Genomic DNA, 25,081 nt, shown 5'->3' on the forward strand with positions numbered 1-25,081 from the left:
TGGCCCGTCCGACGTGGCGAGCCCCTGACGTGCGGGACATGCTGCTCGGGCGGGACCGGGGGGATCCCGCACCCACCCTGTCCCGCTGCCGTCGAGGAGTTCTCCGCATGCGCCCCCGTCTCGCCAAGGCCGTCCTCGCCCTGACCGCGTCCCTCTGCCTGCCCCTGACCGCCGCGCCCGCCCACGCCGACGCCGCCGATCCCGGCCCGGCCCTGCAGGGGCGGCTCGCCCGCACCTACGCGGCGACCGCGAAGTACAGCTACCTGCCGAACGCGCTCGCCGACGGCTACGAGGCGCACATGTGCCTGGCCCGCGACCAGGGCGGCATGGGCTACCACTACTTCAACGAGTCCCTCTTCGGCTCGCTGGACCCGGAGAAGCCGGCCGGTCTGCTCTACGAGGACGACGGCAACGGCGGACGCCGGCTGGTCGGGGTGGAGTGGGTCGTCCCGACCGCCGACGCCACGGGCGGGCGGCCGCAGATCTTCGGGCAGGACTTCCAGGGGCCGATGGCCGGGCACTACCCCGGCATGCCGCGCCACTACGACCTGCACGCCTGGCTGTACAAGCCGAACCGCAACGGCCTGTTCGCCCAGTGGAACCCCGACGTGACCTGCCCGGCCTCCGACATGCCGCACGCCTGACGCACGCCCTGCCCCCGGTCGGGCACGCGTGGGCCCCGGTTCCTCGGGGAAGGAACCGGGGCCCACGGCCGTAGGAGAGCGAACGGCTCAGCGCACGAAGACACCCGCCTGGCTCGCCAGGTCCAGGAAGTACTGCGGCGCCACACCGAGCACCAGCGTGACCGCGACACCCACGCCGATCGCCGTCATCGTCAGCGGCGACGGCACGGCGACCGTCGGCCCCTCCGGACGCGGCTCGCTGAAGAACATCAGCACGATCACCCGGATGTAGAAGAACGCCGCGACGGCCGACGAGATCACACCGATCACGACCAGCGGGGCCGCGCCGCCCTCGGCGGCCGCCTTGAACACGGCGAACTTCCCGGCGAAGCCGGAGGTGAGCGGGATGCCCGCGAAGGCCAGCAGGAACACCGCGAACACCGCCGCCACCAGCGGCGAGCGCCGGCCGAGCCCCGCCCACTTGGACAGGTGCGTGGCCTCGCCGCCCGCGTCGCGCACCAGCGTCACCACGGCGAACGCGCCGATGGTCACGAACGAGTACGCGGCCAGGTAGAACAGCACCGACGAGACGCCGTCCGGCGTGGTGGCGATGACACCCGCGAGGATGAATCCCGCGTGCACGATCGACGAGTACGCCAGCAGCCGCTTGATGTCGGTCTGGGTGATCGCGACGATCGCACCGCCCAGCATGGTGACGATCGCGACGCCCCACATGACCGGCCGCCAGTCCCAGCGCATGCCCGGCAGGACGACGTACAGGATGCGCAGCAGGGCGCCGAAGGCCGCCACCTTGGTCGCCGCGGCCATGAAGCCGGTCACCGGCGTCGGGGCGCCCTGGTAGACGTCCGGCGTCCACATGTGGAAGGGCACCGCGCCGACCTTGAACAGCAGGCCCATCACGATCATCGCGGTGCCGAGCAGCAGCAGCGCGTCGTTGCCCATGGTGTTGGCCAGGGCCGGGTCGACGTTGCTGATCGTGCCGTCGACGACCTGGGCGATCGTGCCGTAGGACACCGAGCCGGCGTAGCCGTACAGCAGGGCGATGCCGAACAGGGTGAACGCGGAGGCGAACGCGCCGAGCAGGAAGTACTTCACCGCGGCCTCCTGCGACATCAGCCGCTTGCGGCGGGCCAGTGCGCACAGCAGGTACAGCGGGAGCGAGAACACTTCCAGCGCGATGAACAGGGTCAGCAGGTCGTTGGCCGAGGGGAAGACCAGCATGCCGGCGACCGCGAACAGCAGCAGCGGGAAGACCTCGGTGGTGGTGAAGCCGGCCTTCACGGCCGCCTTCTCGCTGTCGCCGCCCGGTACGGCCGCGGCCTGCGCGGCGAAGGAGTCCACCGGCCGGCCGTGCGCCGCGGGGTCCAGACGCCGCTCGGCGAAGGTGAACAGGCCGACCAGGGCCGCCAGCAGGATCGTCCCCTGCAGGAACAGCGCCGGGCCGTCGACGGCGATCGCACCCATGGCGGCGATGCGCGCCTTGGTGGTGCCGTAGCCGTCCGCGGCGAGCGCGACGACCGCGGCGAAGGCGGCCGCCAGCGCCACGACGGAGACGAACAGGTGTGCGTAGTAGCGGGTTCTGCGCGGGACGAACGCCTCGATGAGGACTCCGACGATCGCGGCGCCGATGACGATCAGGGTGGGCGACAATTGCCCGTATTCGATCTTCGGCGCGTCGATCTTCGCGATCGGGTCGGCCGCGGTTGTCCACAGGCTGTGGACGGCTGCTGTGCTCACTTGGCCGCCTCCACCTCGGGCCGGGGGTCCTTCTTGTGTACGTCCGACAGGGTCTGCTTGACCGCCGGGTTGACGATGTCCGTGACGGGCTTCGGGTAGACGCCCAGGAAGATCAGCAGGACGACCAGCGGGGCGACGACCACCAGCTCGCGCACCCGCAGGTCGGGCATCGCCGAGACCTCCGGCTTCACCGGGCCGGTCATCGTGCGCTGGTACAGCACCAACGTGTAGAGCGCGGCGAGGACGATGCCGAAGGTGGCGATGATGCCGATGGCCGGATAGCGGGAGAACGCGCCGACCAGGACGAGGAACTCGCTGACGAACGGCGCGAGTCCGGGCAGCGACAGGGTCGCCAGACCGCCGATCAGGAACGTGCCGGCGAGCACCGGGGCCACCTTCTGCACACCGCCGTAGTCGGCGATGAGCCGCGAGCCGCGCCGGGAGATCAGGAAGCCCGCGACCAGCATCAGCGCGGCCGTCGAGATCCCGTGGTTGACCATGTACAGCGTCGCGCCGGACTGACCCTGGCTGGTCATCGCGAAGATGCCCAGGATGATGAACCCGAAGTGCGAGATCGACGCGTACGCCACCAGGCGCTTGATGTCCCGCTGGCCGACCGCCAGCAGCGCGCCGTAGATGATGCTGATCAGCGCCAGGACGAGGATGACCGGCGTCGCCCACTTCGACGCCTCCGGGAAGAGCTGGAGGCAGAAGCGCAGCATCGCGAAGGTGCCGACCTTGTCGACGACCGCCGTGATGAGGACGGCCACCGGGGCGGTGGACTCCTGCATGGCGTTGGGCAGCCAGGTGTGCAGCGGCCACAGCGGCGCCTTCACCGCGAAGGCGAAGAAGAAGCCGAGGAACAGCCAGCGTTCGGTGCTGGTCGCCATGTCCAGCGAGCCGCCCGCGCGGGCCTGCGCGATCTCGGTGAGGGAGAAGCTCCCGGCGACCACGTACAGGCCGATCACCGCGGCCAGCATGATCAGACCGCCGACCAGGTTGTAGAGCAGGAACTTCACCGCCGCGTACGACCGCTGGGTGGCGGCCGTCTCCTCGCCGTGCTCGTGGGCACGGTCCCCGAAGCCGCCGATGAGGAAGTACATCGGGATGAGCATGGCTTCGAAGAAGATGTAGAAGAGGAAGACGTCGGTGGCCTCGAAGGAGAGGATCACCATCGCCTCGACGGCCAGGATCAGCGCGAAGAAGCCCTGGGTGGGCCGCCAGCGCCGGCTGCCGGTCTCCAGCGGGTCGGCGTCGTGCCAGCCCGCCAGGAGGATGAACGGGATCAGCAGCGCGGTCAGCGCGATCAGCGCCACCGCGATGCCGTCCACGCCCAGTTCGTAGCGCACCCCGAATTCCTTGATCCAGGCGTGCGACTCGGTGAGCTGGTAGCGGTCGCCGTCGGGGTCGAAGCGGACCAGGACGGTGGCGGCCAGGGCGAGCGTGGCGAGCGAGAACAGCAGCGCCAGCCACTTGGCGGCGGTGCGCCGCGCGGCCGGGACGGCGGCCGTGGCGATGGCCCCGATGGCCGGGAGCGCCGCCGTCGCTGTCAGCAGAGGAAAGGACATCGGTATCAGACCGCCCTCATCAGCAGGGTCGCGGCAATGAGGAGTGCCGCACCGCCGAACATCGAGACCGCGTACGACCGCGCGAAGCCGTTCTGCACTCGCCGCAACCGTCCGGACAGGCCGCCGACCGAGGCCGCCGTGCCGTTGACGACACCGTCGACCAGGGTGTGGTCGACGTAGACCAGGGAGCGCGTCAGGTGCTCGCCGCCGCGGACCAGGACGACGTGGTTGAAGTCGTCCTGCAGCAGGTCGCGGCGGGCGGCCCGGGTGAGCAGCGAGCCGCGCGGGGCGACCGCCGGGACGGGCTTGCGGCCGTACTGCGCCCAGGCGATGGCCACGCCGATGACGAGGCACACCATGGTGGCGCCGGTGACCGTCGCCGCGCTGAGCGGCGAGTCGCCCTCGCTGTGCCCGGTGACCGGCTCCAGCCAGTTCAGGAAGCGGTCGCCGATGCTGAAGAACGCGCCGCCGAAGACCGAACCGACGGCCAGCACGATCATCGGGATCGTCATGACCTTCGGCGACTCGTGCGGGTGCGGCGCGCTGTACTCGCCGCGGGTCTCGGCGGCCGGCTCCACACTGGGCTCGGCCGGGGACGGCGTCGGCGCGTTGCGCCAGCGCTCCTCGCCGAAGAACGTCATCAGCATCACGCGCGTCATGTAGAAGGCGGTGATGGCCGCGCCCAGCAGGGCCGCGCCGCCGAGGATCCAGCCCTCGGTGCCGCCCTTGGCGAACGCCGCCTCGATGATCTTGTCCTTGGAGAAGAAGCCGGACAGGCCCGGGAAGCCGATGATGGCGAGGTAGCCGAGGCCGAAGGTGATGAACGTGATCGGCATGTACTTGCGCAGGCCGCCGTAGCGGCGCATGTCGACCTCGTCGTTCATGCCGTGCATGACCGAACCGGCGCCGAGGAAGAGGCCGGCCTTGAAGAAGCCGTGCGTCACCAGGTGCATGATCGCGAAGACGTAGCCGATGGGGCCGAGACCCGCGGCCAGCACCATGTAGCCGATCTGCGACATGGTCGAGCCGGCCAGCGCCTTCTTGATGTCGTCCTTGGCGCAACCGACGATCGCACCGAACAGGAGCGTGACCGCGCCGACCACCGTGACGACCAGCTGCGCGTCGGGCGCCGCGTTGAAGATCGCGGCGGAGCGGACGATGAGGTAGACACCCGCGGTCACCATCGTCGCGGCGTGGATCAGGGCCGAGACCGGGGTCGGGCCCTCCATGGCGTCCCCGAGCCAGGACTGCAGCGGCACCTGGGCGGACTTGCCGCAGGCCGCGAGCAGCAGCATCAGGGCGATCGCGGTGAGCTTGCCCTCGCTCGCGTCACCGGCCAGGCCGGGCTCCTCGTGGGTGCCGAGCAGCGGGCCGAAGGCGAAGGTGCCGAAGGTGGTGAACATCAGCATGATGGCGATGGACAGGCCCATGTCGCCGACGCGGTTGACCAGGAAGGCCTTCTTCGCCGCGGTGGCCGCGCTGGGCTTGTGCTGCCAGAAGCCGATGAGCAGGTAGGAGGCGAGACCGACGCCCTCCCAGCCGACGTACAGCAGCAGGTAGTTGTCGGCGAGGACGAGCAGCAGCATCGCCGCGAGGAACAAGTTGAGGTAGCCGAAGAAGCGGCGGCGGCGCTCGTCGTGCTCCATGTACCCGACCGAGTACAGGTGGATCAGCGAGCCGACACCGGTGATCAGCAGGACGAACGTCATCGACAGCTGGTCCAGGCGGAAGGCGACGTCCGCCTGGAAGCCCTCGACCGGGATCCAGCTGAACAGGTGCTGGGTCAGCGTGCGGTCCGCTGCGTCCTTGCCCAGCAGGTCGGAGAAGAGGACGAGGCCGAACACGAAGGACAGGGCGGACAGGGCCACGCCGATCCAGTGGCCGACGCGGTCCAGGCGCCGGCCACCGACCAGGAGGACGGCCGCTCCGAGCAGGGGCGCCGCGATGAGCAGCGCGATCAGGTTCTCCACGATTCTTCCGACCCCTTACAGCTTCATCAGGCTGGCGTCGTCGACCGAGGCCGAGTGGCGGGTACGGAACAGCGACACGATGATCGCGAGCCCGACCACGACCTCCGCTGCGGCGACGACCATCGTGAAGAACGCGATGATCTGGCCGTCGAGGTTGCCGTGCATCCGGGAGAAGGCGACGAACGCGAGGTTGCAGGCGTTCAGCATCAGCTCGATGCACATGAAGACCACGATGGCGTTGCGCCGGATCAGTACGCCGGTGGCGCCGATCGTGAACAACAGGGCCGCCAGGTACAGGTAGTTGACCGGGTTCACTTCGACGCCTCCTCGGTCCGCTTGAAGGCCGCCGGCTCGATCGCGCCCCGCTCCAGACGCTCCGCCGCGCGCTGCTCCAGCGCCTTGAGGTCGTTGAGGGCCTCGGCGGACACGTCACGGATCTGGCCGCGCTCGCGCAGCGTCTTGCTGACGGTGAGCTCGGACGGGGTGCCGTCGGGCAGCAGGCCCGCGATGTCCACGGCGTTGTGCCGGGCGTACACACCGGGCGCCGGCAGCGGCGGGATGTACGTGCCCTCGCGCACCCGCTGTTCGGCCAGCTCGCGCTGGGTCCGGGCGCGCTCGGTGCGCTCGCGGTGGGTGAGCACCATGGCGCCGACGGCGGCCGTGATCAGCAGGGCGCCGGTGATCTCGAAGGCGAACACGTACTTGGTGAAGATGAGGGACGCGAGCCCCTCCACGTTGCCGTTCGCGTTCGCCTGGCCGGTGCCGTTGAACTCCTTCAGGGAGGCGTTGCCGATCCCGGCGAACAGCAGGATGCCGAAGCCGAGTCCGCACACCAGGGCCAGCCAGCGCTGGCCCTTGATGGTCTCCTTCAGGGAGTCCGCCGCGGTGACGCCGACGAGCATCACCACGAACAGGAACAGCATCATGATCGCGCCGGTGTAGACGACGATCTGCACGATGCCGAGGAAGTAGGCGCCGTTGGCGAGGTAGAACACCGCCAGGACGATCATGGTCCCGGCGAGGCAGAGGGCGCTGTGCACGGCCTTCTTCATGAAGACGGTGCACAGGGCGCCGATCACCGCGATCGTGCCGAGGACCCAGAACTGGAAGGCCTCTCCGGTGGAGGTGGAGTAGGCGGCGAGTTGCGCGGTCATCGGCCGATCACCTTCTCCGACGCCGGTTCCTCCTCGCCGAAGGTGGACGCGGCCTCCTGCGGGACCTCGCCCTTGGAGACGGCGACCTGCCGGACCGTGCCGGGGGCGGCCTCGGTGACCAGGCCCCGGTAGTAGTCCTGCTCGTCCATCCCCGGGTAGATCGCGTGCGGGGTGTCGACCATGCCCTCTTCGAGGCCGGCGAGCAGCTGTTCCTTGGTGTAGATGAGGTTCGCGCGGCTGGAGTCGGCCAGCTCGAACTCGTTGGTCATCGTCAGCGCGCGCGTGGGGCACGCCTCGATGCACAGCCCGCACAGGATGCAGCGGGCGTAGTTGATCTGGTAGACGCGGCCGTACCGCTCGCCCGGCGAGTAGCGCTCCTCGTCGGTGTTGTCGGCGCCCTCCACGTAGATGGCGTCGGCGGGGCAGGCCCAGGCGCACAGCTCGCAGCCGACGCACTTCTCCAGGCCGTCCGGATGGCGGTTGAGCTGGTGCCGTCCGTGGAACCGCGGAGCCGTGGTCTTCTTCTGCTCCGGGTACTGCTCGGTCAGCCGCTTCTTGAACATGGCCTTGAAGGTCACGCCGAAGCCGGCCACCGGGTTGAGGAAACCGGGCTTGGTCTCCTTGGGCTCCTCAGCCATCGGACGCCTCCTTTCCATCCAGAGATCCGTCACTGTGAGTATCGGGCCCACCACTGACAATCAGCTCACGCTCGCGGCGTGAACGGCGCCGGGGCACCGGCGGCAGCTCCTGCCCGGGCAGCGGCGGCACGGGGAATCCACCGGCCATCGGGTCGAAGCCGGCGGGCTGCTCGGCGACCCGCTCCTCCTTCTTCGTCTTCTCGCGGAACATGTCGACGACGAAGGACAACAGCAGCAGGGCCAGGACACCGCCGCCGACGTAGAGGGCGATGTCGGCGAAGTCGTAGTTCTCGTTGCGCAGTGCCCGCACGGTCGCGACCAGCATCAGCCACACCACCGACACCGGGATGAGGACCTTCCAGCCGAGCTTCATCAGCTGGTCGTAGCGGACGCGGGGCAGCGTGCCGCGCAGCCAGATGAAGAAGAACAGCAGCAGCTGCACCTTGACCACGAACCACAGCAGCGGCCACCAGCCGTGGTTGGCGCCCTCCCAGAAGGTGCTGATGGGCCAGGGTGCACGCCAGCCGCCGAGGAAGAGGGTGGTCGACACCGCCGACACCGTCACCATGTTCACGTACTCGGCGAGCATGAACATCGCGAACTTGATCGAGGAGTACTCGGTGTTGAAGCCGCCGACCAGGTCGCCCTCGGACTCCGGCATGTCGAAGGGGGCGCGGTTGGTCTCGCCGACCATGGTGACGATGTAGAGGATGAAGGAGACCGGCAGCAGCAGGATGTACCAGCGGTCGTGCTGCTGCTCCACGATCGTCGACGTCGACATCGACCCGGAGTACAGGAACACCGAGGCGAACGCGGCGCCCATGGCGATCTCGTAGGAGATCATCTGCGCGCAGGAGCGCAGTCCGCCGAGCAGCGGGTACGTCGAACCGGAGCTCCAGCCCGCCAGCACGATGCCGTAGATGCCGACCGAGGCGACCGCGAGGATGTAGAGCATCGCGATCGGCAGGTCGGTGAGCTGCATCGTGGTGCGCTGGCCGAAGATCGAGATCTCGTTGCCGGCCGGGCCGAAGGGGATCACCGCGATCGCCATGAACGCCGGGATGGCGGCGACGATCGGCGCGAGGACGTAGACCACCTTGTCCGCGCGCTTGACGACGACGTCCTCCTTCAGCATCAGCTTGATGCCGTCGGCGAGGGACTGGAGCATGCCCCAGGGTCCGTGCCGGTTCGGGCCGATGCGCAGCTGCATCCAGGCGACGACCTTGCGCTCCCAGACGATGGAGAACAGCACGGTCACCATCAGGAAGGCGAAGCAGAAGACCGCCTTGATGACGACCAGCCACCACGGGTCGTGGCCGAACATGGAGAGGTCTTCAGCGGCGAGGTACGGGCTCATCCCTCCACCTCCTTCGGGGCGTCGGCGACGGCGGTCGCCGGACCGATGCGGACGAGGGAGCCGGGCAGCGCCCCGGTGTCGGAGGCGACACCGCCGCCGACGGAGTTCAGCGGGAGCCAGACGACGCGGTCGGGCATCTCGGTGATCTGCAGGGGGAGTTCGACGACGCCGGCCGGGCCGGTCACGGCGAGCAGGTCGCCGTCCTTGACGCCGGACTCGGCGGCCGTCGCGGCCGACACGCGCGCGTGGGCCGCGTGCCGGGTCCCGGCGAGCGCCTCGTCGCCCTCCTGCAGCACGCCCTGGTCGAGCAGCAGCCGGTGTCCGGCGAGCACCGCCTCACCGGCCGCGGGCCGGGGCAGCTGGCCCGCGCTCTCCACCGGGTCGGTGGCGCGCGGCCCGTCCCAGGGGCCGAGCCGGTCGATCTCCGCGCGCGTGGTGCGCAGGTCCGGCAGGCCCAGGTGGACGTCCATGGCGTCGGCGAGCATCTGCAGCACGCGCGCGTCGGCGGGCGGCAGCGGGCGGGTCATCTGGTCGGGCTTGAGCGCCGCCTCGAAGAAGCGCACCCGGCCCTCCCAGTTCAGGAAGGTGCCCGCCTTCTCGGCGACCGCCGCGACCGGCAGGACGACGTCGGCGTGCTCGGTGACCTCGCCGGGCCGCAGCTCCAGCGACACCACGAAGCCGACCTCGTCGAGCGCGGCACGCGCGCGTGCCGGGTCGGGCAGGTCGGCGACCTCCACGCCGGCGACGAGCAGCGCCTGGAGTTCGCCGCTCGCGGCGGCCTCCACGATCTGCCCGGTGTCGCGGCCGAAGCGGTGCGGGAGTTCGGCGACGCCCCAGACGGCGGCGACCTCCTCACGCGCGCGCGGGTCGGTGGCCGGACGGCCGCCCGGCAGCAGCGACGGCAGCGCACCGGCCTCGATCGCACCGCGCTCCCCGGCCCGGCGCGGGATCCACACCAGGCCGGCGCCGGTCGCGGAGGCGATCCGCACGGCGGCGGTGAGACCGCCGGCCACCGCGGCCAGCCGCTCGCCGACGACGATCACCGCGCCCTCGGTGCGCAGCGCCTCGGCCGCCGCCGCGCCGTCCTCCTCCAGGCCGACGCCGCTGGCGAGGGCGTCCAGCCATTCGGTCTCGGTGCCGGGAGCGGCCGGCAGCAGCGTGCCGCCCGCCTTCGTCAGACCGCGGGTGGCGTGCGTGGCGAGCGCGAACACCTTCTGCCCGTGCTTGCGCCAGGCCTTGCGCAGGCGGAGGAAGACGCCGGGCGCCTCCTCCTCCGACTCGAAGCCGACCAGCAGGACCGCCGGCGCCTTCTCCAGCGCGGTGTAGGTGACGCCCGTGCCGTCGAGGTCACGGCCTCGGCCGGCCACGCGCGCGGCCAGGAAGTCGGCCTCCTCGCTGCTGTGCACGCGCGCGCGGAAGTCGATGTCGTTGGTGTCGAGCGCCACGCGCGCGAACTTGCTGTACGCGTAGGCGTCCTCGACGGTGAGCCGGCCGCCGGTGAGCACTCCGGTGCGGCCGCGCGAGGCGAGCAGGCCCTGTGCGGCGATCCGCAGCGCCTCCGGCCAGGACGCCGGCTCCAGCTCACCCTCAGCGTTGCGCACCAGCGGCGTGGTGAGACGGTCCTTCTGCTGGGCGTAGCGGAAGGCGAAGCGCCCCTTGTCGCAGATCCACTCCTCGTTGACCTCGGGGTCGAAGCCGGCCAGGCGCCGCATGACCTTGCCGCGCCGGTGGTCGGTGCGCGTGGCGCAGCCGCCCGAGCAGTGCTCGCACACCGACGGCGAGGAGACCAGGTCGAAGGGTCGGGAGCGGAACCGGTAGGCCGCCGAGGTGAGCGCGCCGACCGGGCAGATCTGGATGGTGTTGCCGGAGAAGTACGACTCGAACGGGTCGCCCTCGCCGGTGCCGACCTGCTGCAGGGCGCCCCGCTCGATCAGCTCGATCATCGGGTCGCCGGCGATCTGGTTGGAGAAGCGGGTGCAGCGCGCGCACAGCACGCACCGTTCGCGGTCCAGCAGCACCTGCGTGGAGATCGGGACCGGCTTCTCGTAGGTGCGCTTCCTGCCCTCGAAGCGGGACTCGGCCTGGCCGTGCGACATGGCCTGGTTCTGCAGCGGGCACTCGCCGCCCTTGTCGCAGACCGGGCAGTCCAGCGGGTGGTTGATGAGCAGCAGCTCCATCACACCCTTCTGCGCCTTCTCCGCGACGGGCGAGCTGAGCTGCGTCTTCACGACCATGCCGTCGGTGCAGGTGATCGTGCAGGACGCCATCGGCTTGCGCTGGCCCTCGACCTCGACGATGCACTGCCGGCAGGCGCCGGCCGGGTCGAGCAGGGGGTGGTCGCAGAACCGGGGGATCTCGATGCCGAGCTGTTCGGCGGCCCGGATGACCAGGGTGCCCTTGGGCACGCTGATCTCGACGCCGTCGATGGTCAGCGTCACCAGGTCCTCCGGCGGGAGTGCCGCCTCTCCCCCGCCCTTGGCGGCGTCGGTGGTCACGGTCATGCGTTCACCTCCGTGCGGTCGGCCCAGGCCGTCGACTTGGCCGGGTCGAAGGGGCAGCCGCGGCCCGTGATGTGCTGCTCGTACTCCTCGCGGAAGTACTTCAGCGAGGAGAAGATCGGCGAGGCGGCACCGTCGCCGAGAGCGCAGAAGGACTTGCCGTTGATGTTGTCGGCGATGTCGGCGAGCTTGTCGAGGTCGCTCATCGTGCCCTTGCCGGCCTCGATGTCCCGCAGCAACTGCACCAGCCAGTAGGTGCCTTCACGGCAGGGCGTGCACTTGCCGCAGGACTCGTGGGCGTAGAACTCCGTCCAGCGGGTCACGGCGCGCACGACGCAGGTGGTCTCGTCGAAGCACTGCAGGGCCTTGGTGCCGAGCATGGAGCCCGCGGCGCCCACGCCCTCGTAGTCGAGGGGCACGTCGAGGTGCTCGTCGGTGAACATCGGGGTCGAGGAGCCGCCCGGCGTCCAGAACTTCAGCCGGTGCCCGGGGCGCATGCCGCCGCTCATGTCGAGCAGCTGGCGCAGGGTGATCCCGAGCGGCGCCTCGTACTGGCCGGGGCTCGCGACATGGCCGGAGAGGGAGTAGAGCGTGAAGCCCGGGGACTTCTCGCTGCCCATCGACCGGAACCAGTCCTTGCCCCGGTTCAGGATCGCGGGAACCGACGCGATCGACTCGACGTTGTTCACAACAGTCGGGCAGGCGTACAGGCCGGCCACAGCGGGGAAGGGGGGACGGAGCCGCGGTTGACCCCGGCGGCCTTCGAGCGAGTCGAGCAGCGCGGTCTCCTCACCGCAGATGTACGCCCCCGCACCGGCGTGCACGGTGAGGTTCAGATCGAGTCCGCTGCCCAGGATGTTCTCGCCGAGGAAGCCCGCCGCGTAGGCCTCGCGCACGGCCTCGTGCAGCCGCCGCAGAACGGGGACGACTTCACCACGCAGATAGATGAAGGCATGCGACGACCTGATGGCGTAGCACGCGATCACAATGCCCTCGATGAGGCTGTGCGGGTTCGCGAAGAGGAGCGGGATGTCCTTGCACGTCCCGGGCTCCGACTCGTCGGCGTTGACAACCAGATAGTGCGGCTTTCCATCGCCCTGCGGGATGAACTGCCACTTCATGCCCGTCGGGAATCCCGCGCCGCCGCGCCCGCGCAGACCGGAGTCCTTGACGTACGCGATCACGTCGTCCGGTGACATGGCGAGCGCCTTGCGGAGTCCCTCGTACCCCTCGTGCCGCCGGTAGACGTCCAGGGACCAGGACCGGTCCTCGTCCCAGAAGGCCGACAGCACGGGTGCGAGCAGCTTCTCCGGGCTGTTCTCCTTCAGTTCGGGTGCCAAGGTCATCACTCCCCCTCCTCGGCAGTAGGACCGGCCGGGTGGGCCGGGTCGCTGGCCGACGTGTCCTGCGGCGCGTCATGGGAGCTGAGGTGCTCGGCCGGCGAGGGCTCGTGCACCCTGTCCTGCGGCTCCTCATGAGGACCTCCGCGCGGATGGACCACGCGCGCGGGTGCGGCCTCCCCCTTGGCCAGGCGGAGGCCCACCAGCGACGCCGGTCCCGCGCTGCCGCCCGCCTCGACGGCCCCCGGCCGCTCGTCGGGGAAGCCGGCCAGGATCCGCGCGGTCTCCTTGAAGGTGCACAGCGGCGCACCGCGCGTGGGCGTGACCGGGCGTCCCGCGCGCAGGTCGTCCACGAGACGGCGGGCGCTGTCGGGGGTCTGGTTGTCGAAGAACTCCCAGTTGACCATCACGACGGGTGCGAAGTCGCAGGCCGCGTTGCACTCGATGTGCTCCAGGGTGACCTTGCCGTCGTCGGTGGTCTCGCCGTTGCCGACGCCGAGGTGCTCCTGGAGCTCGGCGAAGATCGCGTCGCCGCCCATCACCGCGCACAGCGTGTTGGTGCACACACCGACCTGGTAGTCGCCGCTCTTCCTGCGCCGGTACATGGTGTAGAAGGTGGCGACCGCGGTGACCTCGGCCGTGGTCAGGCCGAGCATGTCCGCGCAGAACTGCATCCCGGTGCGCGTGACGTGGCCCTCCTCCGACTGCACCAGGTGCAGCAGGGGGAGGAGCGCCGAGCGGGAGTCGGGATAGCGGGCGATGATCTCGCGCGCGTCCGTCTCCAGCCGGGCCCGGACCTCGTCCGGGTAGTCGGGCGCGGGCAGCTCGGGCATGCCCAGGCTGACGCCCCGCTCCGAAGAAGAGGTGGTCACCGGTCGACGCCTCCCATCACGGGGTCGATGGACGCGACGGCGACGATGACGTCGGCGACCTGGCCGCCCTCGCACATCGCCGCCATGGCCTGCAGGTTGGTGAAGGACGGGTCACGGAAGTGGACCCGGTAGGGGCGGGTGCCGCCGTCGGAGACGGCGTGCACACCGAGTTCGCCCTTGGGTGACTCGACCGCCGCGTACGCCTGTCCCGGCGGGACGCGGAAGCCCTCCGTGACCAGCTTGAAGTGGTGGATCAGGGCCTCCATGGAGGAGCCCATGATCTTCTTGATGTGGTCCAGGGAGTTGCCCAGTCCGTCCGGTCCCAGGGCGAGCTGGGCGGGCCAGGCGATCTTCTTGTCGGCGACCATGACCGGGCCGGGCTGGAGCCGGTCCAGGCACTGCTCGACGATCCTGAGCGACTGGCGCATCTCCTCCAGCCGGATCAGGAAACGGCCGTAGGCGTCGCAGGAGTCGGCGGTCGGGACCTCGAAGTCGTAGGTCTCGTAGTCGCAGTACGGCTGGGTCTTGCGCAGGTCGTGCGGCAGGCCGGTGGCGCGCAGGATGGGCCCCGTCGCGCCGAGGGCCATGCAGCCGGCCAGGTCGAGGTAGCCGATGTCCTGCATACGGGCCTTGAAGATGGGGTTCCCGGTGGCGAGCTTGTCGTACTCCGGGAGGTTCTTGTTCATCTTCTTCACGAACTCGCGGATCTGGTCCACCGCGCCGGGCGGCAGGTCCTGGGCGAGTCCGCCGGGGCGGATGTAGGCGTGGTTCATGCGCAGGCCGGTGATGAGCTCGTAGAGGTCGAGGATCATCTCGCGGTCGCGGAACCCGTAGATCATGATCGTGGTCGCGCCGAGCTCCATGCCGCCGGTGGCGATGCACACCAGGTGGGAGGAGAGCCGGTTCAGCTCCATCAGGAGCACCCGGATGATCTTGGCCCGTTCGCTGATCTGGTCCTCGATGCCGAGGAGCTTCTCCACGGCGAGGCAGTACGCGGTCTCGTTGAAGAAGGACGTCAGGTAGTCCATGCGCGTCACGAACGTGGTGCCCTGCGTCCAGGTCCGGTATTCGAGGTTCTTCTCGATGCCGGTGTGGAGGTAGCCGATGCCGCAGCGGGCCTCGGTGACCGTCTCGCCCTCGATCTCCAGGATCAGCCGCAGCACGCCGTGGGTGGAGGGGTGCTGGGGACCCATGTTGACGACGATGCGCTCGTCGTCGGCCCTGGCGGCGGACTGGACGACCTCGTCCCAGTCGCCGCCGGTGACCGTGTAGACGGTGCCCTCGGTGGTCTCGCGGGCCGAGGCCGCCGACGCGGCGTGTGACTGCGTGTTGCTCACGAGTACGACCTCCGCTGGTCCGGAGCCGGGATCTGGGCGCCCTTGTACTCGACGGGGATGCCGCCGAGGGGGTAGTCCTTGCGCTGCGGGTGGCCCTGCCAGTCGTCCGGCATCATGATCCGGGTCAGGGCCGGGTGACCGTCGAAGACGATCCCGAAGAAGTCGTAGGTCTCGCGCTCGTGCCAGTCGTTCGTCGGATAGACGGAGACCAGCGACGGGATGCGCGGGTCGGCGTCGGGGGCGCTGACTTCGAGGCGGATCAGCCGGTTGTGGGTGATCGAGCGCAGGTGGTAGACGGCGTGCAGCTCGCGCCCCTTGTCGCCCGGGTAGTGCACGCCGCTGACGCCGGTGCACAGCTCGAAGCGCAGGGCCGGGTCGTCGCGCAGGGTCTGCGCCACGCGCAGCAGGTGCTCGCGCTCGATGTGGAAGGTGAGCTCGCCGCGGTCGACGACCGTCTTCTCGATGGCGTTCTCCGCGAGGAGTCCCTGTTCCTCCAGCGCGCCTTCGAGTTCGTCGGCCACCTCGTCGAACCAGCCGCCGTAGGGCCTGCTCGCCGGTCCCGGGAGGCGGACCGAGCGGACCAGGCCGCCGTAGCCGGAGGTGTCGCCGCCGTTGTTCGCGCCGAACATGCCGCGCTGGACGCGGATCTCCTCGCCGCCCTGGCCGCGCTGGCCGGGGAGGTTGGAGGCGCTGAGGTCCTTCTCCGGGTTGACCCCGTTCGCGCCGTTGGACCCGTTCGCACCGTTGGCCGAGGTGCCGTTCGCGTCGCTCACCGCAGCAGCCCCTTCATCTCGATCGTGGGCAGGGCCTTGAGCGCCGCTTCCTCAGCCTCCCGGGCCGCCTCCTCGGCGTTCACGCCGAGCTTGGAGGTCTGGATCTTCTGGTGGAGCTTGAGGATCGCGTCCATCAGCATCTCGGGCCGCGGCGGGCAGCCGGGCAGATAGATGTCGACGGGGACGATGTGGTCGACGCCCTGGACGATCGCGTAGTTGTTGAACATGCCGCCCGAGGAGGCGCACACGCCCATGGAGATCACCCACTTGGGGTTCGGCATCTGGTCGTAGACCTGCCTGAGCACCGGCGCCATCTTCTGGCTGACCCGGCCGGCGACGATCATCAGGTCGGCCTGGCGCGGCGAGCCGCGGAAGACCTCCATGCCGAAGCGGGCCAGGTCGTAGCGGCCGGCGCCGGTGGTCATCATCTCGATGGCGCAGCAGGCGAGGCCGAAGGTCGCGGGGAAGACGGACGCCTTGCGCACCCAGCCCGCGGCCTGTTCGACGGTGGTCAGCAGGAAGCCGCTCGGAAGCTTTTCTTCGAGTCCCATGTCTTTAGGCCCCTCAGTCCCATTCCAGGCCGCCGCGCCGCCAGACATAGGCGTAGGCGACGAAGACGGTGAGCACGAAGAGCAGCATCTCCACGAGCCCGAAGATCCCCAGGGCGTCGAAGGTGACGGCCCAGGGGTAGAGGAAGACGATCTCGATGTCGAAGACGATGAAGAGCATCGCCGTCAGGTAGTACTTGATGGGGAAGCGCCCGCCGCCGGCCGGCGTGGGGGTCGGCTCGATACCGCACTCGTAGGCTTCGAGTTTGGCGCGGTTGTACCGCTTCGGACCGATCAGCGTGGCCATGACCACGGAGAAGATCGCAAAGCCTGCCCCGAGGGCTCCCAGTACGAGGATGGGCGCATACGCGTTCACCGCTCCTCGCTCCTCTCAGTCGGCACTGACTGCTGGCGGTTGCGGTCGGTCTCACAGCCGCCCCATCAGCCCCATGAACCCCGCCTGCCCCGGCGAAGATCGGGAACATGTGAAGCAGGTCACAAGCCCAACCGCGTGCATCTTATGCCCGCCGGTCTGTGATCTGCGACACGGGGTATTGCACAACCTTTGTGATCTCCACCACCTGACGAAGGATCATGAAGTCGTATGAGCGGTGATCTTCACACAGGAAGCGTCCGAGTGATCACCAGAGGTGACATTTTCGCTCGTCAGAGCAGCTCAGAGGGGTCGCCTCAATATCAAGCCGATCCGGCGGCAGGCAAATTCGCCCTGGACGTGATCTCTTGCTAGAGGCCGCGTTCACACATCAGGGGGACGCGCGGCACGGCCGTGGACGCGTGCACGCGTTCACGAAGTCCCCGCCGTCGTGATCCGGCCGTGATCAACTCCCGGGGACGCGGGCGGTGCGGTGACCGTTCCGTGACCTCCGCCACATCGATGAGAGGCCCATGAGAACCGGGCTTGGCCAACCAGCCCAACCAGTGGTAGGCGGAGGGCAATTCGGGCGTAATGACGAAAGTACGTGATCAAAGCCGTGTTGAGCTGCGCCCGCAATGTCCGTTACGGCGTCAATAAAGAACGACACGCCCGGGATTCACGGGCTTGGTTGAGCAACTGTGGCGCAGGACACGTTTCTTGAAGGTATGAAGGAGCCCCTGATACCGGTTGTTTCCATGTCCCACACCGCTCACATACGCAGCCACCGGAAGCCCCGCCGCAGCGCGTCGAAAATCGCGATGCGGGCCGGAGTTGCCGGTGGCGTCCTCAGCACCCTGGCAGTGGCCGGCGCGTCGGCCTCGTCGGCGAACGCCGCCGAGCCGGTGACGCAGACGCTCGAACTGCCCACCCTGACGGCGGACATATCCGCCCAGGTCGCCCAGTCCGCGGAGGCCACGCAGCTGGCGGCCGCGAACTACGAGCTGCGTGCCGAGCGTGACGCGGCTGCCGCGAAGGCCGCGAAGCAGGCCGAAAAGGACCTCGCCGAGGCCAAGAAGAAGGCGGCGGAGGCCAAGAAGAAGGCCGAGGAGGCCGCGCGCAAGAAGGCCGCCGAGCGTGCCGAGCGCGCTTCCCGCAGCTCCGAGCGGACCACGCTGTCCGCCTCCGTGAGCGCCGACGTCTCCACCAGCTCGTCCTCCGCGACCGGTTCGGCCGCCGCGGTCGTCGACTTCGTCAAGGCGCAGGTCGGCAAGGCCTACGTCTCCGGCGCCACCGGCCCGTCCGCCTACGACTGCTCGGGCCTGGTGCAGACGGCCTTCAAGCAGGTCGGCATCGACCTCCCGCGCGTCTCGCAGGACCAGTCCACCGCGGGCACCCAGGTCTCGCTGAGCAACCTTCAGCCCGGCGACATCCTCTACTGGGGCAGCGCGGGCAGCGCGTACCACGTGGCCGTGTACGTCGGCGGCGGCATGTTCGTCGGCGCGCAGAACCCGTCCTCGGGCGTCGTCGAGCGGGACCTGTCCTACGACCCGCCGAGCGGAGCGGTGCGCGTCCTCTGACACACGCACACATCATGGGCGTTCGCCTGACACAGGCGCACGTACAGCCGTAAAAGGGGCGAAGGGTCGCAGCCGGTCGAGGCAGCGACCCTTCGGCGTACGCACCGGGCGCCCTCGCCGCGCGCACCGGGGGCCCTGTGCCACGCACGCCGGGCGCCCTCGCCGCGCACACCGGGCAGGCCCCCTCGGCGTACACACACGGAAAAGCCGGCGCCCCCGCTGGGAGCGCCGGCCGTGGGTGGCCGCCCGGAGGGCTATGCCTTCGGGGCCACCTTGCTCAGGCCGTTGATGATGCGGTCCATCGCGTCGCCGCCCGTCGGGTCGGTGAGGTTGGCGAGCAGCTTGAGGGTGAACTTCATCAGCATCGGGTGGGTCAGGCCGCGCTGCGTGGCGATCTGCATGACCTTCGGGTTGCCGATGAGCTTCACGAAGGCGCGGCCGAGCGTGTAGTAGCCGCCGTAGGTGTCCTTCAGGATGCGCGGGTAGCGCTGCAGGGCGAGTTCGCGCTGCCCGGGCGTGGCCCGCGCGTGCGCCTGGACGATGACGTCGGCGGCGAGCTGGCCGGACTCCATGGCGTAGGCGATGCCCTCGCCGTTGAAGGGGTTCACCAGGCCGCCGGCGTCGCCGACCAGCAGCAGGCCCTTGGTGTAGTGCGGCTGGCGGTTGAAGGCCATGGGGAGGGCGGCGCCGCGGATCGGGCCGGTCATGTTGTCCGGGGTGTAGCCCCAGTCCTCCGGCATGGAGGCGCACCAGGCCTTGAGCACCTCGCGCCAGTCCAGCTCCTTGAAGGAGTCGGAGGTGTTGAGCACGCCGAGGCCGACGTTGGAGGTGCCGTCGCCCATGCCGAAGATCCAGCCGTAGCCGGGCAGCAGGCGGTCCTGGGGGCCGCGGCGGTCCCACAGCTCCAGCCAGGACTCCAGGTAGTCGTCGTCGTGGCGGGGGCTTTCGAAGTACGTCCGCACGGCCACGCCCATCGGGCGGTCCTCGCGACGGTGCAGGCCCATCGCCAGGGACAGCCGGGTGGAGTTGCCGTCGGCGGCGACGACGAGCGGCGCGTGGAAGGTGACCTCGCGCTTCTCCTCGCCGAGCTTGGCGGTGACGCCGGTGATGCGGCCGGTGCGGTCGTCGACGATCGGGCCGGAGACGTTGCAGCGCTCGAAGAGCCGCGCGCCCGCCTTCTGCGCCTGGCGGGCCAGCTGCTCGTCGAAGTCGTCACGCTTGCGGACCAGGCCGTAGTTCGGGAAGGAGGCGAGATCCGGCCAGTCCAGCTGCAGCCGCACCCCGCCGCCGATGATCCGCAGGCCCTTGTTGCGCAGCCAGCCGGCCTCCTCGGAGATGTCGATGCCCATCGCCACGAGCTGCTTGACGGCGCGCGGGGTGAGGCCGTCGCCGCACACCTTCTCGCGCGGGAACGCGGTCTTCTCCAGCAGCAGCACGTCGAGCCCGGCGCGGGCGAGGTGGTAGGCGGTCGTGGAGCCGGCCGGGCCCGCGCCCACGACGATCACATCTGCGGTGTTCTCGGAGAGGGGCTCGGTCACGACACTCACAGCGGGATCTCCCCAAGTTCGAAATCTGTGTGCCGACCGGCACTGGACATGGGCAGTCTATTCAGCAGAATTGATCAACCGGCTGAAGGGCTGCCCCGTGAACCGAACTCTGCCCGTGGTACGGCTGCGCGTCCCCACCGACGAGGACGCGGTGGCCTGGCACCGGATCTTCGCCCACCCGGACGTCATGGAGTTCCAGGGCGGTCCCGCCGAGCTGTCCGTCTACGAGGAGCTCACCGCCCGGCAGCGCAGACACGACGCCGAGCGCGGCTTCTGCCTGTGGACCATGGTCGACGAGCAGGACCGGGTCGTCGGCTTCACCGGCGCCCAGCCGTGGCCGTACGCGTGGGGACCGGCCGGCGAGATCGAGATCGGCTGGCGGCTCGGCCGCGAGCACTGGGGCAAGGGGTACGTCACCGCGGCGGCGCTGATGACGCTGGAACGGGTGCGTGCGGCGGGCGTGGGCAGCGTCGTCGCCATGGTCGACGCCCGCAACGCCCGCTCGATCGCGGTCACGCAGCGGCTGGGGATGCGGCTCGCGGAGACGTTCGTGTCGCCGGAGCGGAAGCGGCAGGGCCACTGCTACCGCCTGGAGCTGTAACCCTGAGTAATAGTTCGCTACGGAACGCGACTTGACGCTTCCGGTCGGCACCCCCGGGCGGTTACCCTTCCAGTACCGCTGGGGGTGACATCCGTGCCGATAACACCCAGAACACCCGAAGTCCGTGTGCCCAGGCTCGTCGGTCTGATGGCCGTTGACGCGCGCGAGAGAGCCACCGCGCACGGAGTCCTGCTCGCCGCGCCCGACCGGCCCGACTTCCGCCGCACGGTGGTCGACCACGTCGTACGGCAGTACCCGCCGCCCGGCGTCGAGGTGCCGCGCGGGGCCGTGGTCACCGTGTGGTTCGACTTCGGCGAGGGCGAGGGAGGCGGCGGTGCGGGCGTGCACGAGCCGCGCCTGCCGCATACGCCGCGCGGCGGGTTGCAGCGGGAGCTGGACGAACCGGGCGATCCGTACGCGGTGATCGGCAGCGGCTGAGCAGGCCGGCCTCCCCGGGCGTGGCGATACCGGCCCCGCGAAGACGCGGGTGCCCTCAGCTCTCCTTGAACCCCCGGTGCAGCGCCACCACGCCACCCGTCAGGTTGCGCCAGGCCACCTTGGTCCAGCCGGCCTTGCGCAGCCGTTCGGCGAGGGCGGGCTGGTCCGGCCAGGCGCGGATGGACTCGGCGAGGTAGACGTACGCGTCCGGGTTGGAGGACACCGCCCGGGCCACCGGCGGTAGGGCGCGCATCAGGTACTCGGTGTAGACGGTCCGGAACGGCGCCCACGTCGGGTGCGAGAACTCGCAGATGACCACCCGGCCGCCCGGGCGTGTCACCCGGTACATCTCGCGCAGGGCCGCGTCGAAGTCCTGCACGTTGCGCAGCCCGAAGGAGATCGTCACCGCGTCGAAGGTGTCGTCCTTGAACGGCAGCCTCGTCGCGTCGCCGGCGGTGAAGGGCAGCCAGGTGTGCTTGCGCTTGCCCACCTGCAGCATGCCGAGCGAGAAGTCGCAGGGCACGACGTAGGCACCGCTCTGCGCGAAGGGCAGCGAGGAGGTCGCCGTACCGGCGGCCAGGTCGAGCACCTTCTGCGCGGGCCGGGCGTCGACGGCCTTGGCCACCTCCTTGCGCCAGCGGCGGTCCTGCCCCAGGGACAGCACGTCGTTGGTCAGGTCGTACCGTTCCGCCACGTTGTCGAACATCGAGGCGACTTCGTGCGGCTGCTTGTCCAGGGATGCGCGGGTCACGCGCCCATTGTTGCAGTACGCCCTCCCGGCAGGAGCCGCGGCTTCTTGCGCGCGGCGACGTCCTCCACCCACCCGCACAGCAGCACGAACGCGCCGATCAGCAGCCAGCCGACGCCGAACAGGAACCACTGGCTGCCCAGCGGCAGATGGGCGGCGAAGGCCGGCACGTCCCACAGCCGGTCGGTCAGCGGCACCGCGAGGATCAGGGCGATCTCGTGCCAGAGGTAGAGCGTCACCGCGCGGGCGTTGAAGACGGTGACCAGCCGGTCCAGCCGGGGCAGGCGGGCGAGCCCGGCGAAGTCGGTCCGCAGGCGTTCCTTGGCCCACATCAGCAGCGCCACGAACCCGGCCGACCAGAAAGCCTGCGCGAGCGGGTTCTCGTCCAGGTCGTAGGTGCCGAACTCGGCGCGGTGGGCGAAGGCGTACCAGCCGCCGAACGCGAGCGCGGCGAGCGAGAACACGACGACCGGAGCGGGCCGCGTCCGCGCGAGCACCCCGTCGCGGTGCGCGAAGCCGAGCAGCCAGCAGAACAGGTAGGTCGCCAGGTCCCACAGGGCGCTGCCGAGCCGGCCGTCCGGCGGCTGCCGGACGTACTGGAAGACGACGACCGGGAGGAGCGAGACAAGCAGCACCGGCACCGGAGCGAGCCGGAAGACCCGCAGCAGCAGCGGGGACAGCAGCACGAACCACAGATAGGTGCGCAGATACCAGAGGATCTCCCAGGCCTGCTCGCCCCACGCGCTGCCCGGCGCGTCGCCGAGCGGCACGATCCAGTAGACGGCCTGCCATCCCGGCATCCAGCCGTGCACCAGCATGGCGAGGACGACGAAGACACCCCAGAACCAGAACGGCGGCAGGAGGCGGCGCAGCCGGCCGCGCACCACCGCGAGCGCCGGCCGCTCCAGCGACCTCGCCATCAGGGTCCCGGCCAGGCCGAACATGACCCCCATCGAGGGGAAGACGTATCCGGCCCAGGCCCAGCCGAAGGTGTGGTAGGTGACGACTCGGACCAGGGCCACGGCCCGGAGCGTGTCGAAATAACGGTCCCGGCCGGACGCGGGGGCGGCCCGCACGGCCCGTACCGCGCTCCTGCTGTGCGCCCCCACCTCAGCTCACCCCCGCCGGCGTGCCGACCTCGCCGGTGCGCTTCAGCTTCTGCCAGCGCAGCCGGCCGCCGGTCAGCGCCGTGACGCAGGAGTGGATGAGGACGAGGTACATCATCTGCCGGTAGGCCAGCTGCTGGAGCGGCATCATCAGCAGATAGCGGTACTTCTCCCGGTCCAGACGGAAGGCGTACGCCGCGCACAGCAGCTGCACGCCGAGCACGGCGAGCCAGGCCAGCAGGGCCGCCCGGAAGTCGATGAAGATCATCGAGTAGACGGTGAACACGTCGATCAGCGGCGCGAAGACCGGCGTGACGATCTGGAAGAGGACGACCAGCGGCATGCCGACGCGCCCGAAACGCCCCGAAGGTCCCCGGTCCGTGAGCGACTTGCGGTGCTTCCACAGGGCCTGCATCGTGCCGTACGACCAGCGGTAGCGCTGCGACCACAGCTGCTTGAGCGAGCCCGGCGCCTCCGTCCACGCGCGCGCGTGCTCCTGGTAGACCACCCGCCAGCCGGCGCGGTGCAGGGCGATGGTGATGTCGGTGTCCTCGGCGAGCGTGTCCTCGCTCATCCCGCCGACCTCCAGCACGGCCTCCCGCCGGAACGCGCCGATGGCCCCGGGGATCGTCGGCATGCAGCGCAGCAGGTCGTACATGCGCCGGTCGAGGTTGAAGCCCATGACGTACTCGATGTGCTGCCAGGCCCCGATGACCGTGTTCCGGTTGCCCACCTTGGCGTTGCCCGCGACCGCGCCGACGGACGGGTCGGCGAAGGGCTGGACCAGCTGCCGCACGGTGTCCGGTTCGAAGACGGTGTCGCCGTCCATCATCACGACGATGTCGTACGAGGCGTGCCGCACGCCGTTGTTGAGCGCGGCCGGCTTGCCCGCGTTCTCCTGCCGGACGACGCGCACGTTGGGCATGCCGAGCGACTCGGCGATGCCGGCGGTGCCGTCCGTGGAGCCGTCGTCCACCACGATGATCTCGATCGGGTGGGTGCTCCGCGCCAGTGAGGCGAGGGTGTTGGCGATGCACTCCTTCTCGTTGTACGCCGGGACGATCACGCTGACCGGGCGGGTGACCGGCTCTCCCCAGCGGAAGCGGCGCCGGTTGCGCCGGCGGTGGTGGCGGCGGGCCAGGAGCAGCATCATCCCGAACCGGCCCATCACGGCCACGCCGACGACCAGCAGTCCGGCCGACAGCACCGGCACGGTCCACTCGGCCACGGCGACGGCGGCGATGAGCGCCTTGCCCTCGTACAGGGTGGCGCCGGTGGCGGTGCGGTGGGCGCCCTGGAGCCCGCCCGGCCCCGGCCCGCCCACGCCGACGGAACTCCCCGATGCCCCGGCACCGGTGCGCTGCTTCTCCATGACCCCGCTGATGGTGGTGAAGGTGTATCCCTTCGCCCGCATCTCCTTGATGTACCGGGGCAGCGCCGCGATGGTCTGCGAGCGCTCGCCGCCCGCGTCGTGGAACAGCACCGAGGCGCCCTTGCCGTCCTTCGGCGTGGCCCACTGGACGATCTTCGACACGCCGGGCCGCTTCCAGTCGTCGCTGTCGGTGTCGATGAACACGCTGGTGTAGCCGTCCTCGCCCAGCTCGCGGTAGACCGGCCAGCTGTAGTCGTCGATGGCGTCGGTCCGGGAGGAGTACGGCGCCCGGAACAGCGTGGTCGTGATCCCGGCGGCGCCCGCGAGCGCCAGCTGGGTCTGGGTCATCTCCCGCCGGACGCGGGCGTCGCTCTGGTAGGAGAGGTCGACATGGGTGAAGGTGTGGACGCCCACCTCGTTGCCCTGCTCGACCATCGACCTGACGATCCCCGGGTAGCGCGAGACCATCGAGCCGACCAGGAAGAACGTGCCGGGGACGTCGTACTCCTCAAGGATCTTCAGCACCTGGGGGGTCCAGGTCGGGTCGGGGCCGTCGTCGAAGGTGAGCGCGATCGTCTTGTCCGGCACCGAGACGGTGGTCGCCCGTCCGCCCCGGAAGGTGAGGATCGGCCCGCCGTCGAGGATGCTCTGCGGCACCTGGCCGGCACTCGCACCGGTGCGCACGCGCTGGTCACCGCCGACCTCCGCGCGCAGATAGCCGTCGAGGAGCATCACGCTGGTCAGCGCCAGCAGGAGCAGCAGGGCGACGATGACGCGCGGGCGCTGCAGGGCCGCGGCCTTGCCGGCCGCCCGCTCGATACGGGTGGGGGCGCGTCGGCGGCCGCGGGAGGAAGAGATGGGCATGGGGTCGTGTCGCTCC

The 25,081-nt window shown here is 70.0% G+C and carries 22 protein-coding genes; 4 read left to right on the plus strand and 18 right to left on the minus strand.

What is annotated here, in order from left to right; translation table 11 throughout:
* Nucleotides 1–107: 107 nt before the first annotated feature.
* Nucleotides 108–644: a hypothetical protein gene (locus C3489_RS04770; protein WP_103780211.1), complete on the plus strand. Its 537-nt coding sequence runs from the start codon at nucleotides 108–110 to the stop codon at nucleotides 642–644.
* Nucleotides 645–731: 87 nt separating this feature from the next.
* On the opposite strand, the gene nuoN is transcribed toward C3489_RS04770, so the two are convergent.
* Genes nuoN through C3489_RS04840 form a run of 14 tightly spaced genes read right to left on the minus strand, consistent with a single transcriptional unit; the run spans nucleotide 732 to nucleotide 16,812 of the window.
* On the minus strand, nucleotides 732–2,381 hold the full coding sequence (nuoN, locus tag C3489_RS04775; protein ID WP_103780213.1) for an NADH-quinone oxidoreductase subunit NuoN: 1,650 nt from the start codon (nucleotides 2,379–2,381) through the stop codon (nucleotides 732–734).
* Nucleotides 2,378–3,949: an NADH-quinone oxidoreductase subunit M gene (locus tag C3489_RS04780; RefSeq protein ID WP_103780215.1), complete on the minus strand. Its 1,572-nt coding sequence runs from the start codon at nucleotides 3,947–3,949 to the stop codon at nucleotides 2,378–2,380. The genes nuoN and C3489_RS04780 overlap by 4 nt, the downstream gene beginning before the upstream one ends.
* 5 nt (nucleotides 3,950–3,954) lie before the next feature.
* The gene (nuoL, locus tag C3489_RS04785) at nucleotides 3,955–5,919 is read right to left on the minus strand and encodes an NADH-quinone oxidoreductase subunit L (protein ID WP_103780217.1); all 1,965 of its coding nucleotides are present in this window, start codon (nucleotides 5,917–5,919) and stop codon (nucleotides 3,955–3,957) included.
* Nucleotides 5,920–5,934: 15 nt separating this feature from the next.
* On the minus strand, nucleotides 5,935–6,234 hold the full coding sequence (gene nuoK, locus C3489_RS04790; protein ID WP_028420845.1) for an NADH-quinone oxidoreductase subunit NuoK: 300 nt from the start codon (nucleotides 6,232–6,234) through the stop codon (nucleotides 5,935–5,937).
* Nucleotides 6,231–7,073 (minus strand): NADH-quinone oxidoreductase subunit J, encoded by an 843-nt coding sequence (locus C3489_RS04795; RefSeq protein ID WP_103780219.1) that lies wholly within the window; start codon nucleotides 7,071–7,073, stop codon nucleotides 6,231–6,233. The genes nuoK and C3489_RS04795 overlap by 4 nt, the downstream gene beginning before the upstream one ends.
* On the minus strand, nucleotides 7,070–7,711 hold the full coding sequence (nuoI, locus tag C3489_RS04800) for an NADH-quinone oxidoreductase subunit NuoI (RefSeq protein ID WP_103780221.1): 642 nt from the start codon (nucleotides 7,709–7,711) through the stop codon (nucleotides 7,070–7,072). The genes C3489_RS04795 and nuoI overlap by 4 nt, the downstream gene beginning before the upstream one ends.
* Nucleotides 7,704–9,068, minus strand: coding sequence for an NADH-quinone oxidoreductase subunit NuoH (gene nuoH / locus C3489_RS04805; RefSeq protein ID WP_103780223.1), 1,365 nt, complete (start codon nucleotides 9,066–9,068; stop codon nucleotides 7,704–7,706). Before nuoH ends, nuoI begins: the two co-directional genes overlap by 8 nt.
* A complete protein-coding gene (locus C3489_RS04810; RefSeq protein WP_103780225.1) occupies nucleotides 9,065–11,569 on the minus strand; it encodes an NADH-quinone oxidoreductase subunit G in 2,505 nt (834 codons plus the stop codon). Before C3489_RS04810 ends, nuoH begins: the two co-directional genes overlap by 4 nt.
* On the minus strand, nucleotides 11,566–12,912 hold the full coding sequence (gene nuoF / locus C3489_RS04815) for an NADH-quinone oxidoreductase subunit NuoF (protein ID WP_103780227.1): 1,347 nt from the start codon (nucleotides 12,910–12,912) through the stop codon (nucleotides 11,566–11,568). The genes C3489_RS04810 and nuoF overlap by 4 nt, the downstream gene beginning before the upstream one ends.
* The gene (gene nuoE, locus C3489_RS04820; RefSeq protein WP_103780229.1) at nucleotides 12,912–13,778 is read right to left on the minus strand and encodes an NADH-quinone oxidoreductase subunit NuoE; all 867 of its coding nucleotides are present in this window, start codon (nucleotides 13,776–13,778) and stop codon (nucleotides 12,912–12,914) included. Before nuoE ends, nuoF begins: the two co-directional genes overlap by 1 nt.
* Nucleotides 13,775–15,115: an NADH-quinone oxidoreductase subunit D gene (locus C3489_RS04825; protein ID WP_103780231.1), complete on the minus strand. Its 1,341-nt coding sequence runs from the start codon at nucleotides 15,113–15,115 to the stop codon at nucleotides 13,775–13,777. The genes nuoE and C3489_RS04825 overlap by 4 nt, the downstream gene beginning before the upstream one ends.
* Nucleotides 15,112–15,888 (minus strand): NADH-quinone oxidoreductase subunit C, encoded by a 777-nt coding sequence (locus C3489_RS04830; protein ID WP_103780233.1) that lies wholly within the window; start codon nucleotides 15,886–15,888, stop codon nucleotides 15,112–15,114. Before C3489_RS04830 ends, C3489_RS04825 begins: the two co-directional genes overlap by 4 nt.
* The gene (locus C3489_RS04835; protein WP_003998928.1) at nucleotides 15,885–16,439 is read right to left on the minus strand and encodes an NADH-quinone oxidoreductase subunit B family protein; all 555 of its coding nucleotides are present in this window, start codon (nucleotides 16,437–16,439) and stop codon (nucleotides 15,885–15,887) included. Before C3489_RS04835 ends, C3489_RS04830 begins: the two co-directional genes overlap by 4 nt.
* 13 nt (nucleotides 16,440–16,452) lie before the next feature.
* Nucleotides 16,453–16,812 (minus strand): NADH-quinone oxidoreductase subunit A, encoded by a 360-nt coding sequence (locus C3489_RS04840; RefSeq protein WP_003992243.1) that lies wholly within the window; start codon nucleotides 16,810–16,812, stop codon nucleotides 16,453–16,455.
* Between the two features lie 755 nt (nucleotides 16,813–17,567).
* On the opposite strand from C3489_RS04840, the gene C3489_RS04845 reads away from it, so the two are divergent.
* Complete coding sequence (locus C3489_RS04845) at nucleotides 17,568–18,389, plus strand: C40 family peptidase (RefSeq protein ID WP_103780235.1); 822 nt, start codon at nucleotides 17,568–17,570, stop codon at nucleotides 18,387–18,389.
* Between the two features lie 254 nt (nucleotides 18,390–18,643).
* On the opposite strand, the gene C3489_RS04850 is transcribed toward C3489_RS04845, so the two are convergent.
* Nucleotides 18,644–19,936 carry a geranylgeranyl reductase family protein gene (locus C3489_RS04850; RefSeq protein WP_103780237.1) on the minus strand — a complete coding sequence of 431 codons (1,293 nt, stop codon included), beginning with the start codon at nucleotides 19,934–19,936 and terminating at the stop codon, nucleotides 18,644–18,646.
* A 97-nt stretch (nucleotides 19,937–20,033) separates the two neighbouring features.
* Here C3489_RS04850 and C3489_RS04855 point away from each other — a divergent pair, with 97 nt between their 5' ends.
* Nucleotides 20,034–20,537, plus strand: a complete 504-nt coding sequence (locus C3489_RS04855) for a GNAT family N-acetyltransferase (RefSeq protein ID WP_103780433.1) — start codon at nucleotides 20,034–20,036, stop codon at nucleotides 20,535–20,537.
* Between the two features lie 93 nt (nucleotides 20,538–20,630).
* The gene (locus C3489_RS04860) at nucleotides 20,631–20,975 is read left to right on the plus strand and encodes a PASTA domain-containing protein (RefSeq protein ID WP_103780239.1); all 345 of its coding nucleotides are present in this window, start codon (nucleotides 20,631–20,633) and stop codon (nucleotides 20,973–20,975) included.
* A 55-nt stretch (nucleotides 20,976–21,030) separates the two neighbouring features.
* Here C3489_RS04860 and C3489_RS04865 read toward each other — a convergent pair whose 3' ends face one another.
* Genes C3489_RS04865 through C3489_RS04875 form a run of 3 tightly spaced genes read right to left on the minus strand, consistent with a single transcriptional unit; the run spans nucleotide 21,031 to nucleotide 25,065 of the window.
* Nucleotides 21,031–21,726 (minus strand): demethylmenaquinone methyltransferase, encoded by a 696-nt coding sequence (locus tag C3489_RS04865; protein ID WP_103780241.1) that lies wholly within the window; start codon nucleotides 21,724–21,726, stop codon nucleotides 21,031–21,033.
* Complete coding sequence (locus C3489_RS04870) at nucleotides 21,723–22,832, minus strand: acyltransferase (RefSeq protein ID WP_103780243.1); 1,110 nt, start codon at nucleotides 22,830–22,832, stop codon at nucleotides 21,723–21,725. Before C3489_RS04870 ends, C3489_RS04865 begins: the two co-directional genes overlap by 4 nt.
* Before the next feature lies 1 nt (nucleotide 22,833).
* Nucleotides 22,834–25,065: a bifunctional polysaccharide deacetylase/glycosyltransferase family 2 protein gene (locus tag C3489_RS04875; RefSeq protein ID WP_103780245.1), complete on the minus strand. Its 2,232-nt coding sequence runs from the start codon at nucleotides 25,063–25,065 to the stop codon at nucleotides 22,834–22,836.
* Between the last annotated feature and the right edge of the window lie 16 nt (nucleotides 25,066–25,081).

It is taken from the genome of Streptomyces sp. Ru71 (genome assembly GCF_002920535.1).
Classification (GTDB): Bacteria; Actinomycetota; Actinomycetes; order Streptomycetales; family Streptomycetaceae; genus Streptomyces.

Coding starts and splice junctions, on each gene's coding strand:
- C3489_RS04770 (WP_103780211.1), top strand. CDS start 108: ATGCGCCCCCGTCTCGCCAAGGCCGTCCTCGCCCTGACCGCGTCCCTC.
- C3489_RS04780 (WP_103780215.1), bottom strand. CDS start 3,949: ATGTCCTTTCCTCTGCTGACAGCGACGGCGGCGCTCCCGGCCATCGGG.
- C3489_RS04795 (WP_103780219.1), bottom strand. CDS start 7,073: ATGACCGCGCAACTCGCCGCCTACTCCACCTCCACCGGAGAGGCCTTC.
- nuoI (WP_103780221.1), bottom strand. CDS start 7,711: ATGGCTGAGGAGCCCAAGGAGACCAAGCCCGGTTTCCTCAACCCGGTG.
- nuoH (WP_103780223.1), bottom strand. CDS start 9,068: ATGAGCCCGTACCTCGCCGCTGAAGACCTCTCCATGTTCGGCCACGAC.
- C3489_RS04810 (WP_103780225.1), bottom strand. CDS start 11,569: ATGACCGTGACCACCGACGCCGCCAAGGGCGGGGGAGAGGCGGCACTC.
- nuoF (WP_103780227.1), bottom strand. CDS start 12,912: ATGACCTTGGCACCCGAACTGAAGGAGAACAGCCCGGAGAAGCTGCTC.
- C3489_RS04835 (WP_003998928.1), bottom strand. CDS start 16,439: ATGGGACTCGAAGAAAAGCTTCCGAGCGGCTTCCTGCTGACCACCGTC.
- C3489_RS04845 (WP_103780235.1), top strand. CDS start 17,568: ATGTCCCACACCGCTCACATACGCAGCCACCGGAAGCCCCGCCGCAGC.
- C3489_RS04875 (WP_103780245.1), bottom strand. CDS start 25,065: ATGCCCATCTCTTCCTCCCGCGGCCGCCGACGCGCCCCCACCCGTATC.